The organism is Roseibium sp. ROS1 (assembly GCF_054658215.1).
This window is the reverse complement of sequence record NZ_BAAGIG010000001.1, coordinates 1,711,237-1,727,694: the sequence shown is the minus strand read 5'-3', so window position 1 is coordinate 1,727,694 and position 16,458 is coordinate 1,711,237. Positions and strand designations below refer to the sequence as shown.

The following is a 16,458-nucleotide window of genomic DNA, read 5'->3' as shown; positions in this document are numbered from 1 at the left end:
CGCACTGGAAACAGAAACATAGTCGTTACCCTGCATCCGGTGCACTTGCACCAGGCAAACCGGACCGGATCTCCAAGGTCAGTTTCGGGTGACGAATGCCTCAAAAGACTGGTAAAAGTCTGCGAGTCAAAATGATAACGACGTAGGCATGGTGAATTCAGCCCCCCTCTCCGGCCAATCGGCTTTGAAGCGTGCAGTCAGATGCACTGCATTTTCGATAATGCTGAGCGCCGTCCTTTCGATGGGCCTTGCTCCTGCGACCTTGGCGCAGACATCTGACGTACCGCCGGCCCCTGCGGAAAAACCGGACCCGAACGCACCGTCTACTGCCCCTGAAGAACCCATCATCAACCTGCTCGACCGCGAGCCGGAACCCCTCTTTTCCGATACGCTTGTCCCCTACGCGCCGGCCAGGGCATCATCCCCCGGTATCAAGGGCGGCCTGCGGCAGGGCGCTCTCTACCTGATGGCAAAGCTGACGCCCGACAGCCCTCCGCTGAACGAAGGGCTCATCTGGCGGATCTATTCGGAAACGACCAATGCCGACGGGCGCCTGCAACTTGTTGCAACGTCGCAAGGTGGTGATGCCGAATTCCGGCTCGACCCGGGCACCTACCTGATTCACACCGCCTACGGCTTCTCCCAGGCAACCAACCGCATCGTCATCGGCAAGGAAGTCCAGTCGAAGATGGTGACGCTCAATGCGGGCGGCATCAAATTCGGTGCGGCACTCAAGGATGGTGAAGACCTCGACGGGCGCGCCGTGGCCTTCGATCTTTATGGCATGGAGTTCAATCAGCGCGGCGAACGCAACCTGATTGCCAGCAACGTCAAGCCGGGCTCCATTCTCCGTCTCAGCGCCAACACCTATCATGTTGTCAGCAAATACGGCGATGTGAACGCTGTCGTCCGGGCCGATATTCAGGTGCTGCCGGGCAAGCTCACTGAAGCGACGATCTTCCACAAGGCCGCCGGTATCACGCTCAAACTGGTCAACGAACGTGGCGGCGAAGCAATTGCCAACACGACGTGGTCCGTCCTGAGCCCGGGGGGGGACGTCGTGGTCGAGGCGACAGGTGCCTTCCCTGATTTCGTGCTCGCAGAAGGCGAATATGAAGCCCTCGCCCGCAACAATGGCCGCACCTACCTGCACACGTTCCAGGTGGAACCGGGTGAAGATCGCGAAGTTGAAGTGGTCACTTCCATCAGCGAACTGGCCAGCCAGCAGCAGTCCAGCATCAACAACTGACCTGCGCCGTGTTCCCGGCGACTTTACGATCTGACCAGGTAGCGACGTCTAACGCCGTCGGCCGAGCAAACGCCGGGTTCGTGTGGGCGGCGCCATCTCCATGACCTTGGTCTGCAGGAAATCCATGATCTCCTTCTGATCGCCAAATCCCGAAAGCGTTTCGAACGGAATTGCTCTGCCCGCGCGTGCGGTCATCACAGACCCGAGGATACGGCGGAACTCGCGCACAAGCAGCGCGAGACGAAGGGTCAGCGAGTATCTGCTGACCAGGTGGAACAGCCAGGAATTCTGCCCGTCGAAGTAAAGCGGAAGGACGGTCGCTCTCGAAGACCGTATCATTTTTGCCGTGAAAGTCTTCCAGGGTAGTTCTTCCGCACGGCCGAATGGCTTGGCAGCCGTTGCCACGCCACCACCTGGAAAAACGATAATGGTCGTGCCTTCCTGCAGCAGGCGCAGCGCCTCCTTGCGAGTGGCCATATTGGTCTTGAGCGCTTCCTTGGTTTCCTCGAAATCGACCGGCAGCGAAAACGGCCGGACTTCCGGCACCTTCAGCAACTCGTTGTTGATCAGGATCTTGAACGGGCGGCCAAGCTGTTCCGCGAGTGCCAGGATCGCTAGACCATCGCCAATGCCGTAGGGATGATTGGCGATAAGCACCAGTGGACCTTCCGGCAGATCCTTCGGCGGCCATTCGCCATCTGCAACCGAAACGTTGAGGTTGATCAGGCCGAGAAGGTCATTCCAGATATAGTCGGACGTGCCGACCATCGTTTCCTTCCACACCTCGTAGATGTTGACCAGCTTTCGCCGGCCGGAGAGACCTTCAATGGTGCGGATGGTCCAACGCTTCAGCGGTGGATGCTCAGGATTGGCATAACTGAATTCAGCGTAGTTCACGGCAGTCGTCTTGACCCTGATGAAACGGTGGCAAATCCGGAACCCAATACCAGACACCCTGTTTCATGATTGTGACAGCACATTGCCCTGATGCCAGGGCAATGTGCAAGCTGTCAGATTTTCCCTTAATGCCAGGGAAAACCTTACTTCAGGTCTGGCGGCGTCGCTTCTTCAACAAACGCTGCAATCGCCTCGTCGAGGCCCATCGGGGTCTGGTCCTTGGAACCGAGACGGCGAACGTTCACGGTCCGCTCCTCGGCTTCACGCATGCCGCACACGATGATCACCGGCACCTTGGCCAGCGAGTGTTCGCGGACCTTGTAGTTGATCTTCTCATTGCGGAAATCGGTCTCGACCTTGAGGCCTTTCGCCTTGAGCAGATCCGCCACTTCCTGGCCGTAATCGTCGGCTTCCGAAGTGATCGTTGCCACCACGATCTGCAGCGGCGCAAACCACAGCGGGAAGTGACCGGCGAAGTTCTCGATCAGGATACCCAGGAACCGTTCCATGGACCCGCAGATCGCGCGGTGGATCATCACCGGTGTCTTCTTCTCGCCGTCCTTGTCGACGTAGAAGGCACCAAAGCGTTCCGGCAGGTTGAAGTCGACCTGCGTGGTGCCGCACTGCCATTCACGGCCGATGGCATCGCGCAAGGTGTACTCGAACTTCGGACCGTAGAAAGCACCCTCACCCGGCAAGATGTCGGTCTTCACCCGACCGCCCGACTGGGCTTCGATCTGCTTCAGCACATCGGACATGATCGCTTCGGCATGATCCCATGCCTCGTCGGTGCCGACGCGCTTTTCCGGACGGGTGGACAGTTTCACCACGATCTCGTCGAAGCCGAAGTCTTCATACACAGACAGGATCAGGTCGTTGATCTTGAGACACTCATCCGCCATCTGCTCCTCGGTACAGAACACATGGGCATCGTCCTGGGTGAAGCCGCGCACGCGCATCAGACCGTGAAGTGCACCAGACGGTTCGTAGCGGTGCACCGCACCGAACTCGGCAAGGCGCATCGGCAGATCGCGGTAGCTCTTCAGCCCGTGCTTGAAAATCTGTACGTGCCCGGGGCAGTTCATCGGCTTCAGCGCGAAGACACGCTCGTCCTCGGCTTCCGGATCGGCACACTGCACGGAGAACATGTTCTCCTTGTACCAGGTCCAGTGACCGGAGGTTTCCCAAAGCGACGTGTGCAGCACCTGCGGTGCGTTCACTTCCTTGTAGGTGTCCTTCAGAACCCGGCGCTTGTAGGCGATCAGGCTCTGGAACATGTCCCAGCCCTTCGGGTGCCAGAAGACAACGCCCGGGCCTTCTTCCTGGAAATGGAACAGGTCCATTTCCCGGCCCAGTTTGCGGTGGTCGCGCTTTTCGGCCTCTTCCAGCATGTGAAGGTAGGCTTTGAGCTCCTTCTCGCTGTGCCATGCCGTTGCGTAGATGCGCGTCAGCATTTCGTTGTTGCTGTCGCCGCGCCAGTAGGCGCCGGCCACCTTCATCAGCTTGAAGGCATCACCGATCTGCCGGGTGGAGACCATATGCGGACCACGGCACAGGTCCAGCCACTGTCCCTGCTTGTAGATCTTGAGTTCCTGATCTTCCGGAATCGCATCAACGAGCTCGACCTTGTAGTCCTCGCCCTTGGCTGCGAAATAGCGCTTCGCTTCGTCGCGGCTCCACACTTCCTTGGTGAACTGTGCACCGCGGCCGATGATCTCGCGCATCTTCTTTTCAATAACCGGCAGCTCTTCCGGCGTGAACGGCCAGTCGGCGCCCGTGTCCGGGTGAACGCGCTTGAAGTCGTAGTAAAAGCCGTTTTCGATCACCGGACCGATGGTCACCTGGGTACCGGGCCACAGCTCCTGCACGGCTTCGGCCATGACGTGAGCCGCATCGTGACGGATCAGTTCAAGGGCGCGCGGGTCGTCGCGGGTGACGATCTCGATCTGGTGATTGCCGCTGATCGGGTCGGTGAGATCTTTCAGTTCCCCGTCGAGAGCCATTGCCACGGCCTTTTTGGCCAGCGACTTGGAAATGCCTTCGGCGACGGCGAGACCGGTGGTGCCTGCCGCGTATTCGCGCACGGAATTGTCGGGGAAAGTAAGTTCAATCATCGGTTTTCTCCTGCTCACTCCTGCAGACAAGGCAGGTAAGCTGTTCAAAGGAAATGGAACGGGCCGGGCATACGGGATTCAAACTAATCCGGCAACCTTTTCCGAAGCATTTCCCTTGATTTGGCCGGCGGTGTTGCCCTAGCGCGCCTCCAGGCGGCGTACGAACCAGCGGATAAGCTGATCCCAGACAGCGTCCTTTTCGGCAAGATCCTCGACCCCGTGATCAAGATTGGGATTGTCGTTGATCTCGATGACCACCACCCGCTCGCCGATCACTTTCAGGTCGACGCCGTAAAGACCATCACCGATAAGCCGCGCCGCCCGAACCGCGATATCGATCACCGCTGGCGGCGTTTCGGCCATGGAAACCGTCTTGAACCCGCCTTCGACGGCCTTCTTGCCGGTCTCGTGCCGCACTATCTGCCAGTGTTTCTTGGCCATCAGATACTGGCAGGCAAACAGCGGCTCTCCGTCCAGCACACCGATGCGCCAGTCGAAGTCCGTCGGGCAATATTCCTGCGCCAGCAGGATGGCGCTTTCCTGGAAAAGCTCTTTCAGCTTTTCCTTGATGGGTTCAGCGCCCGTCACCCGGAACACGCCGCGGCTGAAGGAACCGTCGGGGATCTTCAGAACGATCGGAGAGCCGAGCTTGGCTTCCAGGTCACCCGCCTCCTTCAGGGAAGACAGGACGATGGTCTTGGGTGTCGCGATGCCATGACTTGCCAGAAGCTCGGTCAGATAGACCTTGTTGGTACAGCGGATCATCGACACCGGATCGTCGATCACCGGCATGCCTTCCTGCACGGCGCGCCGGGCAAAACGGTAGGTGTGATTGTCGATGTTGGTGGTCTCGCGAATGAACAGCGCATCATACTGCGCCAGCTTGTCGAGATCACCCTTGCCGATCGGCACGACTTCAACCCCGTGGCGCGCCGCCACCTTGGCCATATGCTTCAAAGAGGCGATGGAGGATGGCGGCAACTCTTCCTTGGGATCGGACAGAACAGCCATCGCGTACTTCATCAGGGCGCGCTGTTTCGGCGCCCGCCAGGGACGTGTGGTATAGCTTTCCACCGCTGCCAGAAATTGCGCGCGCTCTTCCGCTTCGAGGTCATTTACCGCCAGCACCCGGATGCGTTTGATGCTGCGCCATTCGCCCTCTTCCAGCAGTACCTCCAGCACAGGTGCCCGGAACCAGTCGAACAGAAGCCGCGCGAACGGTTCAAATGCAGGGTCGCCAACCTGGCCGAGATAGATCAGCAGCCGAGAGACCGCACCAGCGGCCTCTGGTGCCATCTTGCGAAGGCAGCGGTTCAGCCGGTCTTCAAGCTCCGGCAAGGCATGCTGATAGAGTTGCTTGCGGGACAGTTCGATCATCGTCTCGACAACCGGCACCACGCGGTGCTGGCGTGCTTCAGCCAGAAGCGACGCGTAATAGCCTGCCCCCTGGTAAGCGTAGGAGCGCGAAAGATTGAGAATGGTCGGCTTGGCACCGGTAAACAGTTTCGGGTGCGTCAGATACTCCCGCACGGTCATGACCTTGTGCGGCGTTTCCGTGTTGGAGAGGTCTTTGAGGTTGTCGACCAGAATGACCCAGGAAGACATTGGATCAGGCGTCCTTTCGTATCAGGATTTGGGCACGTACCGCGCTGCGGCCCCAGCGGGCCATGCGGTCGAATTCGGCAAAGGGAATGGGAAGATTGGCAGCATCTGCCGGACTTTCATGGCGCTCGCGCTCAAGCCACGGGTCATGAATGATGAGGTGGCGATCGTCCGCATCATGCACAAGCACCCAATGCGGCACTTTCTGGCCGAACATGCGGTAGCCGGAAATGAGCACGATCGCGAGCGTACCGGCTGATATCTCGGTCGCCAGTGCTGTTGCTTCCAAGGGGGTTTCCGAACGGGCAACACCAAGCTGCGCGGCTTCCGAGCGGTAGCCTTCCTGTACCAGGGTCAGAACCTTGCGCTTTTCCGGGTTCCGAACCGAATTGAGAAACAGGAGTTCGTCGGGAAACAGCCTGACCTCGACCGAAAGCCCGCGCCGAGCAAGCGCATTGGCCAGGCCGAAGGGACCGCAGCCGCCATGACCGGAGGCGAGATAGATCGTCGTTGCCTCCCGCCAGAGGGTGAGTTCCGTCAAGGGTTCTACCGGAACCGACCGGTCGAAATGCCGGGCCGCCATCAGTGCACAGGCCGGGCCGCAGGTGAATTCGGTTGTCTGCGAGTAATATGGCGCGTTGCCGGTGCCCAGCACCGGACCATGGAGCAGCTTTTCCATGCGCAACGCTGCGCAGCCATCCTCGTAATAGGCCTCTACCCTGCCCAGCATCCGGTAGCCGCTGCGTTGATAGAGTGCGATGGCCGCCTCATTGTCCGCACGCACTTCAAGCCGCAGCACAATGCGATCGCTGTCGAAAGCGGCAACTTCGGACGCTTCCAGCAGCTTTGCGCCAAGCCCCTGCCCCCGGCAGGCCGGATCCACAGCAAGCGAATAAAGCCGCGCCAGCGCGGTTGCCTGGCGCAAGAGCAGCAGCGCGTACCCAACCAACCCGTCTGCGCCGGTTGCGACCAAAAGGCGTGCGCGAGGGCTCTCCAGAAATCGCCTGAAGCTTCGCCGGGAAATGCGATCGCCGGCAAAGGCGGCGTTTTCAATGCGAAACAGCTCGGCGAGATCGCCGGGCTCGGCAGTGCGAATGAGAATATCCCCGGTTTCGGCCTGGGGCGAAGCCTTGTCCATGGTGCCTTGAAAGACCCAAAGGCCGGTGCGCCGCACCCGGTCTCCATCCAACATTGGCGACGGCCCTGAGGCAGTTTAGAGACTGCACGGACCGGTCGGCGGCCTTTGCGGAATACACCGATTTGCAGGTGCTGTCTTTGAGAATTTTCGTTGCGGCAACACATTTTGCATTCAGGCCTTAACGGCCCGGAAATGCGGGCCTCAAGAGGCCTTCTCAGCCACAGCCAAGGGCGGCGGACGGCGGCGGATCGGCTGGGATTTGACAATCGAGGTGCTGGTTTCCGCCTTGTCCGAAATCCGGTCCAGAATTCCGTCGAGCTGATCGATGGAAGGAATGGCAAGTCGGGCGACGAAACAGTCTTCTCCCGTGACCTTGTCGCACTCGCAAAACTCGGGAATTTCCTGAATGAGTTGCTGCACGATATGCAGCTTTCCAGGCAGCGGTCGAATGCGCACGATCGCCTGCAGACTGTATCCAAGCACCTTCGGATCAATATCCACGGTAAAGCCGCGAATGACGCCGCGCTCCTGCAGACGGCGGATCCGCTCCGAAACACCGGGCGACGACAATCCCACGTGAGCGGCCAGGTCTTTCAACGACATGCGCGCGTCGTCAATCAAGGCTTCAACGATCTTGATATCCGTCTCATCCATCTTCATTTCGAAACACCAATCGGCAGATAAGCTTACATTTCACAAAACAATATCAGCTTCTGTTGATTTATCAAAAGTACGCGCATCCATCTCCTTGGCAGAATGAAGGCCATCCTGAAACGCTTGGAGGCAACAATGGACAAGACATTGCGCGGCGCCACTGAAATGACCGCCGCCATGACCATTCTGGGAACGATAGGACTTTTCGTGGTCCTTTCCGGCCAGGGCGCCATCGACGTTGTGTTCTGGCGCTGCGCCTTCGGTGCGTTGGCGCTACTTGTCATCTGTTCTGCCCAGGGCCTACTCCGCCGGCACCTGACCTGGAAGAAACTGGCCGTTGCCGCCGTAGGGGGCGTTGCCATCGTCGTGAACTGGGCAATGCTCTTCACTGCCTATTCCGAGGCATCCATCGGCGTAGCAACGGCTGTCTACAATACCCAGCCGTTCATCCTGGTCGGCTTCGGCATTCTGTTTCTGGGAGAACGGATCACCGTCAACAAGCTCGGCTGGCTGGTCATTGCCTTTGCCGGTGTCCTGCTGATCGTCCAGGCAAAACCCGGCGCTGTCGAATATGCCGGTTCAAATTATGCACTCGGTATAGCACTCTCGCTCGGCGCTGCCTTTTTCTGGGCTGTCGCGGCCCTGCTGACCAAGAAGCTGACGGGAACGCCTCCACAGCTGATCGCCCTGGTACAGGTCTGTGTCGGCATCCTGATGCTTGCCCCCTTCGTCAGCTGGAACGCTCTGCCGGAAGGTACAATGGCCTGGGGCTCGCTTGTCACGCTTGGCGCCGTTCATACGGGGTTGATGTATATCCTCATGTATGGCGCCGTGCAGAAGCTGCCGACCTATCTGCAAGGTGCCTTTTCCTTCATTTATCCGGTGGTGGCGATTCTTGTCGACTATGTAGCCTTCGGCCATCAGCTGAAACCGCTGCAGCTTGTCGGAGCGGCTGCGATCATCATTGCCGCGATGGGCATGACCTTCGGCTGGCGGCTGCTTCGGCGCAAGGCTACGGCCTCTCCATCATAGGGCCGAAGCAGCCTTCGCCCTGTCTTTTCCGGCCTTCGAAAGCGCGGCATCGCGAAGCTGTTTGGCAACCGCTTCCGCGCCGCCGCGTGTTTCCCGGATCATCGCCAGATCCTCTTCTTCGCTCCGGTTCATCGGGGCAATGGCAAGATCGGAATACGTCCGCCTGCCAGGCGATGCCTTGACCCTCCGGTAGATCCGGTAAACCCGCCAGACGGCAGATAGATAGACCCAATGTTTGGCGACGATTTCGGCAAGATACCGCGGATAGAACACCAGCGGATTTTCAATCGGCAGCCCACCGCGTCGGTCTGTGCGGAATTTGAGGCGAAAATAACCGCCCTCAAGCGGATGAACGCCTTCGCGTTCGACCATCAGCTTGAACCACATCATCAGGAACAATTTGTTGCCCGGACGCCCCTTGCGATGCGCCGCGGCTCTGCGCAGCACCGTTTCGATGTGGCCATCCGAATAGTAGCTTGCCCAGGCTTGCCGGTAGGCCTCCTCCCAATCCTCATCGCTCATTTTCGGGTGATGGCTCACCCGGTGATTGAGATCGTACTTGTTGAGGTCTGGATCCATCCAGATGCCTTTGCTTGAAAGCACCTTGTGATCTTCGGATCCCGGAAGCGGCGTCAGATAAAAGAACTCGAGCAGATCGAGCGGAAGCTCCTTTTTGATGATCTCGACATCATGCAGGACCGACTCCTTGGTATCCCCCGGAAAACCGATGATGTAACCGGCATAGGTGGTTGCCCCGTGGGTCCGCCATTTCTGCAGCATCTCCCGGTATTCGGTGATCTTGTTCTGCCGCTTCTTTGCCGCCATGAGATTGTCCGGATTGATGTTTTCCAGCCCGATGAAGACCCGGTTGACCCCTGCCCTCGTCGCTTTCTCGATGAAACCGTCAATCCGGTGACAGAGCGTGTCCACCTGGATGATGAACTTGATGTCGAAACTCTCCTGCTCCCTAAGCTGAATCAGCCGGTCGAACAGCGGCTCCCATTCCCGGTTGCGGGCGAAATTGTCGTCGGTGATGAAAAAACGGTCGATCCCCTGTGCAACGTTATCGCGAATGATCTGCTCCAGATCGTCGGCGGAACGAAACCGGCTCTTGCGACCTTGCACGTTGATGATGGTGCAGAAGGAACACTGGAAAGGGCAACCGCGGCCAAGATCGAAGCTGGAATGCGATCCGGCCGTGAAGCGAATGTGCTGGGTGGGCAGGATCGGGGTCGGCTCGCCCTCCAGCGACGGCAAGTCCGCCATGAAATTGTAAAGCGGCTTCAGATCGTTGGAAAAGGCATCGCGGAAGACATCGTCCAACCGCCCGTCCTCGGCCTCGCCGGCAAAATAGACGACACTTTCCTTTTGCAACCGAACCATCTCTTCCGGCATTTCATCCAGCATGGATATGCAGCCGGAGACATGAAATCCGCCGATGGCCACCGGCAGACCAAGACCTAGAAACCTGCGGGCAAGGTCGGTCGCCCGGGGAAACTGGTTTGACTGAACCCCGACCAGCGCGATCAGGGCCTTTCCGCCTGCTTTTCGGATATCCCGGGCAATCTTTTCCGGACGAACCCGCTTGTTGGTTTCATCGTAGGTATGAAGATGGATGCGGACATCCTTCCCGAGAACCTGACGGGTGCGGGCCGCTTCTGCGAGCCCGTTCAGGCTGGCGAGCGTGTTGGAAGGAATTGCAGAGCGAAGCCACTGGATCGGATAACCGTCGTCGTCGTAATGGGTCGGCTTGATCATCACGAAATGGAAGTCGCGTCCGCTCATTCTTCCCTCCGCCTTCTGGCATGAGAGGCAAGCGTTGCACCAACCTGACGTCGGGTCAATAACAGATCAGAGGAGCGATTAGTCCAGACGATGTTCCGGCGGTATGTGCTTGCCGGTCCAATGACCGTAACGCCAGGGCAAAAACCAGTGCGCATCTGGCGGCAAGGTATCAGGAACCGGGTCAAAACCGGAGGAGCCCCAGGGATTACACCGAAGAACCCGGGACAAGCCAACCCACCCCCCGGCCCAAAAACCGAAGCGGCGAATGGATTGCTCGGTGTAATCGGAGCAAGTCGGCGCGTAGCGGCAGGTGCGCCCCATGAAGAGCGACAGGGAATGGCGGTAAAGCCAGATAAGCCCAATCGCTGCATATCCGATTGGTGACAATCGGCCATCCGGCTTTCGCGGTTCGTTATGGCAAGAACACATCGGACGCAGAACCGCGGTCACGCGACCGCACTGTCTTCCTTGGCTTTCGCCTCGATCTGGTCGAGCGCATCGACAACGGCATCAAAGGTCAGAAGCGTCGAGGCATGGCGCGCCTTGTATTCGCGAACCGGTTCCAGAAACTTCAGGTCTTCGAAGCGGCCTGTGGGGGCCTCGCCGCCTTCCTTCAACATGGCGCGCATGGTCTGTTGCACTTCGCGCAACTCATCTGCGCGCGCGCCGATGATATTTCGAGCCATGATTGACGAAGACGCCTGGCCAAGCGCGCAGGCTTTGACGTCGTGAGCAAAATCCGTGACGACGCCGTCCTTCATGGAAAGGTCGACAATGACGGTGGAGCCACACAATTTGGAATGAGCTTTTGCGCTTGCGTCCGGATGCTCGAGACGGCCGATCCGCGGGATATTTCCGGCGAATTCAAGGATCTTCGCGTTATAAATGTCGTCGAGCATAACTCGCCTCTTCGTGAATGCCTGTGATGCGCGACACATTGATGGCGCACTGCTTTCATATATATACATCAGACGCCACGGCAAATTCGCAAGGGGCAGAGTGGTCGCAGTTGGTCTTTCGCATGACGTTTGCACGCTAGAAACCGGCTCCTCCCGCTCAGAAACTGTGCGTTCGCTTTTTGCCTGGAGTATGATAAGGGTCCGCGGCTTGAAAAGCCCGAACCTTCTGATCTGTGCACCAGCGGGCGCCGTATGACGAGTGACAAGGGTAAAATTGCGAGGATCCCCATGGACGCTGTCCTCAAGCCGGTAGAAAAAACCTTCGAAAGAAAGTCGCCGGATCAGTTGCATCGGCCAAGCCGTGAAGAAGCGGAAGCTGCGGTGCGCACGCTTTTGGCCTGGACCGGCGACGACCCGGACCGCGAAGGTCTGGTGGAAACACCGAAGCGCGTGGTCAAGGCGCTGAGCCAGCTTTACAGTGGCTACTTCGAAGATCCGGCAGAGCATCTTGCAAGGACGTTCGAAGATGTTGGCGGCTACAAGGATATCGTCCTTGTGCGCGGCATCCCGTTCCATTCCCATTGCGAACACCACATGCTGCCTTTCATCGGCGAAGCTCATATCGCCTATTACCCGGCAGAAGGCGTCGTTGGACTTTCCAAACTGGCACGCGTTGTCGACATCTACGCCAAGCGTCTGCAAACGCAGGAAAACTTGACTGCGCAGATCGCATCGGTCATTGACGACGCTCTGGCCCCGCGTGGCCTGGCCGTGATGCTGGAAGCCGAACACCAGTGCATGACCATGCGCGGTGTCCAGAAACCCGGTGTTTCCACGATCACCACCCAGTTTACCGGCGTATTCCAGGACGATCCCGCCGAACAGGCGAAATTCATGTCTCTGGTACGCGGCAAGGGTCTCTGAGTTTTCAGCCCTTGCGTTATCGATGACGACAAGGGCTTTCCTCCCATGTGCAATACCCACCTGACTGAGCGCGGCGACAAGGCAACGGTCGAAAACGGCGATCTGATGATGCCGAAGTTCGACCGGGACGGCCTGATTGTGGCTGTCGTCACCGACGTGGCGTCAGGCGAAGTGCTCATGGTTGGCTACATGAACGCCGAGGCCCTGAAGCGGACGATCGAGACCGGCGAGGCCTGGTACTGGAGCCGTTCGCGCCAGAGCTTCTGGAAGAAGGGCGAAACCTCCGGCCAGATCCAGACCGTGCATGAAATCCTGACCGATTGCGACCAGGACGCCCTGATCCTGAAGGTTTCGGTTGCCGGCAATGGCGCAACCTGCCACGTCGGATATCGCTCCTGTTTCTACAGAAAAACCGTGAAGAGCGACGACGGAACGGTGCGTCTGGAACGCGTGGAAACCGATCGGGTTTACGATCCCGACGAAGTTTACGGCAAGAGTTGAGCCTGGCCTCCAGGGCCAGCAATTTTACCTGTGTCCCTGCTGCAAGTCATTGAAACATATTAAGTTGCGAATTTTTGAAACAACCTTTTAAGTAGTATCACGTATATCTCAACCACCTCTCTTGCGCCTAAGTTTTCGTCAGGCGCGAACAACAAGATCAACACCCCGTGCCTGATTCCCTATCGACCGCAAGCTGAGGGAGAGGCTATGGCGGACAATACTGTTCCAAGCAAACGGGACGAACGGATTGCGTTCATCCTGTTGGCCGTTTTGCTTGCCCCGGCGCTTTCAGTCGCAATTGTTGGCGGCTACGGCTTTATCATCTGGATGTCACAGCTGGTCCTTGGGCCGCCGACGGGCTGATGCAATGTCACCCGACCCTCATTTTTCGGCCAGCCGCAGAGCATTCCTGAAACTGCCCAGCCAACCGGAGATCCAGAGACTTCGCCCACCCTGGACGGACGAAGCCCTTGTTGCCGCGCGTTGCACAAGCTGTAACGCCTGCAGCGAAGCTTGCCCCGAATCCATCTTGAGGCCAGACGACACCGGGCGGCCGGAAGTTGTCTTCGACGGCGGCGAATGTACTTTCTGCGGCAAATGCGCAGACGCCTGCGCACAGGACGTCTTTGACACGAAGCGCACACCGGCCTGGCCGATGAAGGCTGAATTTCAGCCGGGTTGCCTGCAGGATCATGGCATTGCCTGCCAGGTGTGCCGGGATATCTGCCCCACTTCGGCAATCCGCATAGATCTCACCAAACGACCCTTTGGCCGGCTTCGCATCGAAACAGATGCCTGCACGGGCTGCGGAGCCTGTCTCCCAGTCTGTCCGCAGGATGCACTGGCCATTGTCCATCCCAAAGAGGATGCCCAGACAGCATGAGCACAACAGTCCACATAGCCAGTCTTCTCGTTCATGCGCGGACCGAAGCGATATCCGATGTCGAGCGGGACATTCTTGCACTCGGCGGCGCCGAGATCGCCCATTCCGATGATCAGGGACGCCTGATCGTGACACTGGAAACCGCGAACGAAGCGGAAATCGTACAGGCCCTCACGGATATCCAGCTGCTCACCGGCGTTGTGAGCGCATCCCTTGTTTACCACCAGACAGACGGTGCGCCCGAGGCGACACCGACCTCCCTTCAAGGAGACACACAATGAGCGGAATAAGCAGACGTGATGTCATCAAGGCGCAGGCTGTGGCGGCCGCCGCCGCGGCAGCGGGACTACCGGTGCCTGCGGCCGCACAGAACCTTGTTACCCATGCGCATTTGACTGACCTGAAGTGGTCCAAGGCAGCCTGCCGCTTCTGCGGCACCGGCTGCTCCATCATGGTCGCGACCAAGGCTGGACGCGTGGTTGCAACCCACGGCGACGCTGAAGCGGAGGTGAACCGGGGCCTCAACTGCGTCAAGGGCTACTTCCTGTCGAAGATCATGTACGGCAAGGACCGGCTGACCACACCTCTCCTGCGCAAGAAGAACGGCAAGTTCGACAAGGACGGCGACTTCGAACCGGTATCCTGGGACGAAGCGTTCGACATCATGGCCGAGAAATGGAAGGCGACACTGAAGGCCAAGGGCCCGAAGGCTGTCGGCATGTTCGGCTCGGGCCAATGGACGGTCTGGGAAGGGTATGCGGCTTCCAAGCTGATGAAGGCCGGCTTCCGCTCCAACAATATCGACCCCAATGCTCGCCACTGCATGGCGTCAGCTGTCGTCGGGTTCATCCGTGCCTTCGGCATTGACGAGCCCATGGGCTGCTACGACGACTTTGAAAACGCCGACGCCTTTGTGCTCTGGGGCTCCAACATGGCCGAGATGCATCCGATCCTGTGGACCAGGATCGCCGACCGGCGCCTCAGCCATCCCCATGTCAAGGTTGCCGTGCTTTCCACCTTCGAACATCGCAGCTTCGATCTGGCGGACATTCCCGGCGTATTCGTTCCCCAGACGGACCTGATCATCGCCAACTATATTGCGAACCACATCATCCAGTCCGGCGCGGTCAACGAGGAGTTCGTGTCAAACCACGTCAATTTCCGGAAGGGCGCACAGGACATCGGCTATGGCTTGCGACCGGAAAATCCGCTTGAAGCCGCTGCAGCAAATGCCGGCAGCGGCGATTCCGAGCCGATGTCTCTCGAGGAATTCGCCGAATTCGTGAAACCCTACACACTGGATTTCGCCGCGGAGAAGTCCGGAGTTTCAAAGGAGCGGCTTCAGCAGATCGCTGAGCTTTACGCAGATCCGGACACCAAGGTGATGTCCCTTTGGACCATGGGCGTCAACCAGCATACCCGCGGTGTGTGGATGAACAACCTCATCTACAACATCCACCTGTTGACCGGTAAAATTGCCCAACCCGGCAATTCCCCCTTCTCCCTGACCGGCCAGCCGTCTGCCTGCGGCACCGCCCGCGAAGTCGGCACCTTCGCTCACCGTCTGCCTGCCGACCTCGTGGTTTCAAATCCGGAGCACCGGGCAACAGCCGAAAAGATCTGGAAACTGCCGGCAGGAACCGTTCCTGAATGGATAGGTGCACATGCCGTTCTGCAGAACCGGAAACTCAAGGACGGCGAAATCAACTGCTACTGGGTGCAGGTCAACAACAACATGCAGGCCGCCCCGAACATGATGGAAGAAGGCCTGCCCGGATATCGCAATCCGGAAAACTTCATCGTCGTTTCCGATGCCTACCCGACTGTGACGGCCGAAGCCGCCGACCTTGTTCTGCCAACCGCAATGTGGGTGGAAAAGGAAGGTGCCTACGGCAACGCCGAGCGCCGCACCCAGTTCTGGCACCAGCTCGTCGACGCACCGGAAGGGGCCATGTCCGACCTGTGGCAGCTGGTTGAGTTTTCCAAACGTTTCACAACAGACGAGGTCTGGCCGCCCGAGCTTCTGGCCGACAATCCCGATTACAAGGGTAAGACGCTGTACGAGGTTCTGTTCGAAAACGGCAACGTCAACGCCTTCCCCAACAGCGAGCGGGCGGAAGACTACGAAAACCGCGAATCCGACGAATTCGGCTTCTACATCCAGAAAGGCCTGTTTGAGGAATACGCCCAGTTCGGCCGCGGACACGGCCACGACCTGGCGGATTTCGACACCTACCACCAAGTACGCGGGCTCCGTTGGCCCGTGGTGGACGGCAAGGAAACCCGCTGGCGCTACAACGGCAAATACGACCCTTATGTGAAAGAAGGAGCCGCGTTCGATTTCTATGGGAAACCGGACGGCAAGGCGGTCGCCTTCGCCCTGCCCTTTGAACCGCCCGCCGAAAGCCCGGATGAGGAGTATCCCTTCTGGCTGTCCACCGGCCGGGTTCTGGAGCACTGGCACTCTGGATCGATGACGCAGCGCGTGCCTGAACTCTACAAGGCCGTGCCCGATGCCCTCTGCTACATGCATCCGGACGATGCCGAGGCTCTAGGCCTGAGGCGCGGTGCGGAAGTGCGCATCAAATCCAGACGTGGGGAAATTCTCACCCGCGTCGAAACCAGAGGCCGCAACAAACCGCCCAAGGGGCTGATTTTCGTGCCCTGGTTCGATGCCCGCCAGTTGATCAACAAGGTCACGCTGGACGCGACCGATCCACTGTCGAAGCAGACCGATTTCAAGAAATGCGCCGTGCGCGTAGAAGCAGTGTGAGGTGAGC

16 protein-coding genes are annotated in these 16,458 nt (G+C 58.8%); 8 read left to right on the top strand and 8 right to left on the bottom strand.

Features of this window, described 5'->3' with window-relative positions; translation table 11 throughout:
- Window positions 1–220: 220 nt before the first annotated feature.
- Window positions 221–1,249, top strand: coding sequence for a hypothetical protein (locus ACYQ6M_RS07930; RefSeq protein WP_370197133.1), 1,029 nt, complete (start codon window positions 221–223; stop codon window positions 1,247–1,249).
- Window positions 1,250–1,297: 48 nt separating this feature from the next.
- On the opposite strand, the gene ACYQ6M_RS07925 is transcribed toward ACYQ6M_RS07930, so the two are convergent.
- From ACYQ6M_RS07925 to ACYQ6M_RS07905, 5 genes are all read right to left on the bottom strand, one after another.
- The gene (locus tag ACYQ6M_RS07925; protein WP_460073096.1) at window positions 1,298–2,146 is read right to left on the bottom strand and encodes a lysophospholipid acyltransferase family protein; all 849 of its coding nucleotides are present in this window, start codon (window positions 2,144–2,146) and stop codon (window positions 1,298–1,300) included.
- Between the two features lie 143 nt (window positions 2,147–2,289).
- On the bottom strand, window positions 2,290–4,260 hold the full coding sequence (gene thrS, locus ACYQ6M_RS07920; RefSeq protein WP_023001097.1) for a threonine--tRNA ligase: 1,971 nt from the start codon (window positions 4,258–4,260) through the stop codon (window positions 2,290–2,292).
- A gap of 138 nt (window positions 4,261–4,398) precedes the next feature.
- A complete protein-coding gene (locus tag ACYQ6M_RS07915) occupies window positions 4,399–5,865 on the bottom strand; it encodes a RimK family protein (protein ID WP_460073094.1) in 1,467 nt (488 codons plus the stop codon).
- Window positions 5,866–5,869: 4 nt separating this feature from the next.
- Window positions 5,870–7,054, bottom strand: coding sequence for a GNAT family N-acetyltransferase/peptidase C39 family protein (locus tag ACYQ6M_RS07910; RefSeq protein ID WP_460073092.1), 1,185 nt, complete (start codon window positions 7,052–7,054; stop codon window positions 5,870–5,872).
- A gap of 147 nt (window positions 7,055–7,201) precedes the next feature.
- On the bottom strand, window positions 7,202–7,654 hold the full coding sequence (locus ACYQ6M_RS07905) for an Lrp/AsnC family transcriptional regulator (protein WP_031269318.1): 453 nt from the start codon (window positions 7,652–7,654) through the stop codon (window positions 7,202–7,204).
- 135 nt (window positions 7,655–7,789) lie between these two features.
- Between ACYQ6M_RS07905 and ACYQ6M_RS07900 the strand changes: the two genes are divergently transcribed.
- Window positions 7,790–8,686 carry a DMT family transporter gene (locus ACYQ6M_RS07900; protein WP_289808765.1) on the top strand — a complete coding sequence of 299 codons (897 nt, stop codon included), beginning with the start codon at window positions 7,790–7,792 and terminating at the stop codon, window positions 8,684–8,686.
- Here ACYQ6M_RS07900 and ACYQ6M_RS07895 read toward each other — a convergent pair.
- From ACYQ6M_RS07895 to ACYQ6M_RS07885, 3 genes are all read right to left on the bottom strand, one after another.
- Complete coding sequence (locus ACYQ6M_RS07895; RefSeq protein ID WP_460073089.1) at window positions 8,681–10,471, bottom strand: B12-binding domain-containing radical SAM protein; 1,791 nt, start codon at window positions 10,469–10,471, stop codon at window positions 8,681–8,683. The genes ACYQ6M_RS07900 and ACYQ6M_RS07895 overlap by 6 nt on opposite strands.
- Window positions 10,472–10,549: 78 nt before the next feature.
- Window positions 10,550–10,900 carry a membrane protein insertion efficiency factor YidD gene (gene yidD / locus ACYQ6M_RS07890; RefSeq protein WP_208984189.1) on the bottom strand — a complete coding sequence of 117 codons (351 nt, stop codon included), beginning with the start codon at window positions 10,898–10,900 and terminating at the stop codon, window positions 10,550–10,552.
- Window positions 10,901–10,917: 17 nt separating this feature from the next.
- On the bottom strand, window positions 10,918–11,370 hold the full coding sequence (locus ACYQ6M_RS07885) for an iron-sulfur cluster assembly scaffold protein (protein WP_023001091.1): 453 nt from the start codon (window positions 11,368–11,370) through the stop codon (window positions 10,918–10,920).
- A gap of 288 nt (window positions 11,371–11,658) precedes the next feature.
- Between ACYQ6M_RS07885 and folE the strand changes: the two genes are divergently transcribed.
- From folE to napA, 6 genes are all read left to right on the top strand, one after another.
- The gene (gene folE, locus ACYQ6M_RS07880) at window positions 11,659–12,294 is read left to right on the top strand and encodes a GTP cyclohydrolase I FolE (protein ID WP_023001090.1); all 636 of its coding nucleotides are present in this window, start codon (window positions 11,659–11,661) and stop codon (window positions 12,292–12,294) included.
- A gap of 45 nt (window positions 12,295–12,339) precedes the next feature.
- Window positions 12,340–12,795, top strand: a complete 456-nt coding sequence (gene hisI, locus ACYQ6M_RS07875) for a phosphoribosyl-AMP cyclohydrolase (protein ID WP_228930153.1) — start codon at window positions 12,340–12,342, stop codon at window positions 12,793–12,795.
- 207 nt (window positions 12,796–13,002) lie between these two features.
- A complete protein-coding gene (gene napE, locus ACYQ6M_RS07870) occupies window positions 13,003–13,158 on the top strand; it encodes a periplasmic nitrate reductase, NapE protein (protein WP_023001088.1) in 156 nt (51 codons plus the stop codon).
- Between the two features lie 4 nt (window positions 13,159–13,162).
- Window positions 13,163–13,678 carry a ferredoxin-type protein NapF gene (gene napF / locus ACYQ6M_RS07865; RefSeq protein ID WP_228930152.1) on the top strand — a complete coding sequence of 172 codons (516 nt, stop codon included), beginning with the start codon at window positions 13,163–13,165 and terminating at the stop codon, window positions 13,676–13,678.
- A complete protein-coding gene (locus ACYQ6M_RS07860; protein WP_077292652.1) occupies window positions 13,675–13,959 on the top strand; it encodes a chaperone NapD in 285 nt (94 codons plus the stop codon). Before napF ends, ACYQ6M_RS07860 begins: the two co-directional genes overlap by 4 nt.
- Entirely contained in the window at window positions 13,956–16,451 is a 2,496-nt protein-coding gene (gene napA, locus ACYQ6M_RS07855) for a periplasmic nitrate reductase subunit alpha (protein WP_228867788.1), read from the top strand. Before ACYQ6M_RS07860 ends, napA begins: the two co-directional genes overlap by 4 nt.
- Window positions 16,452–16,458: the final 7 nt, after the last annotated feature.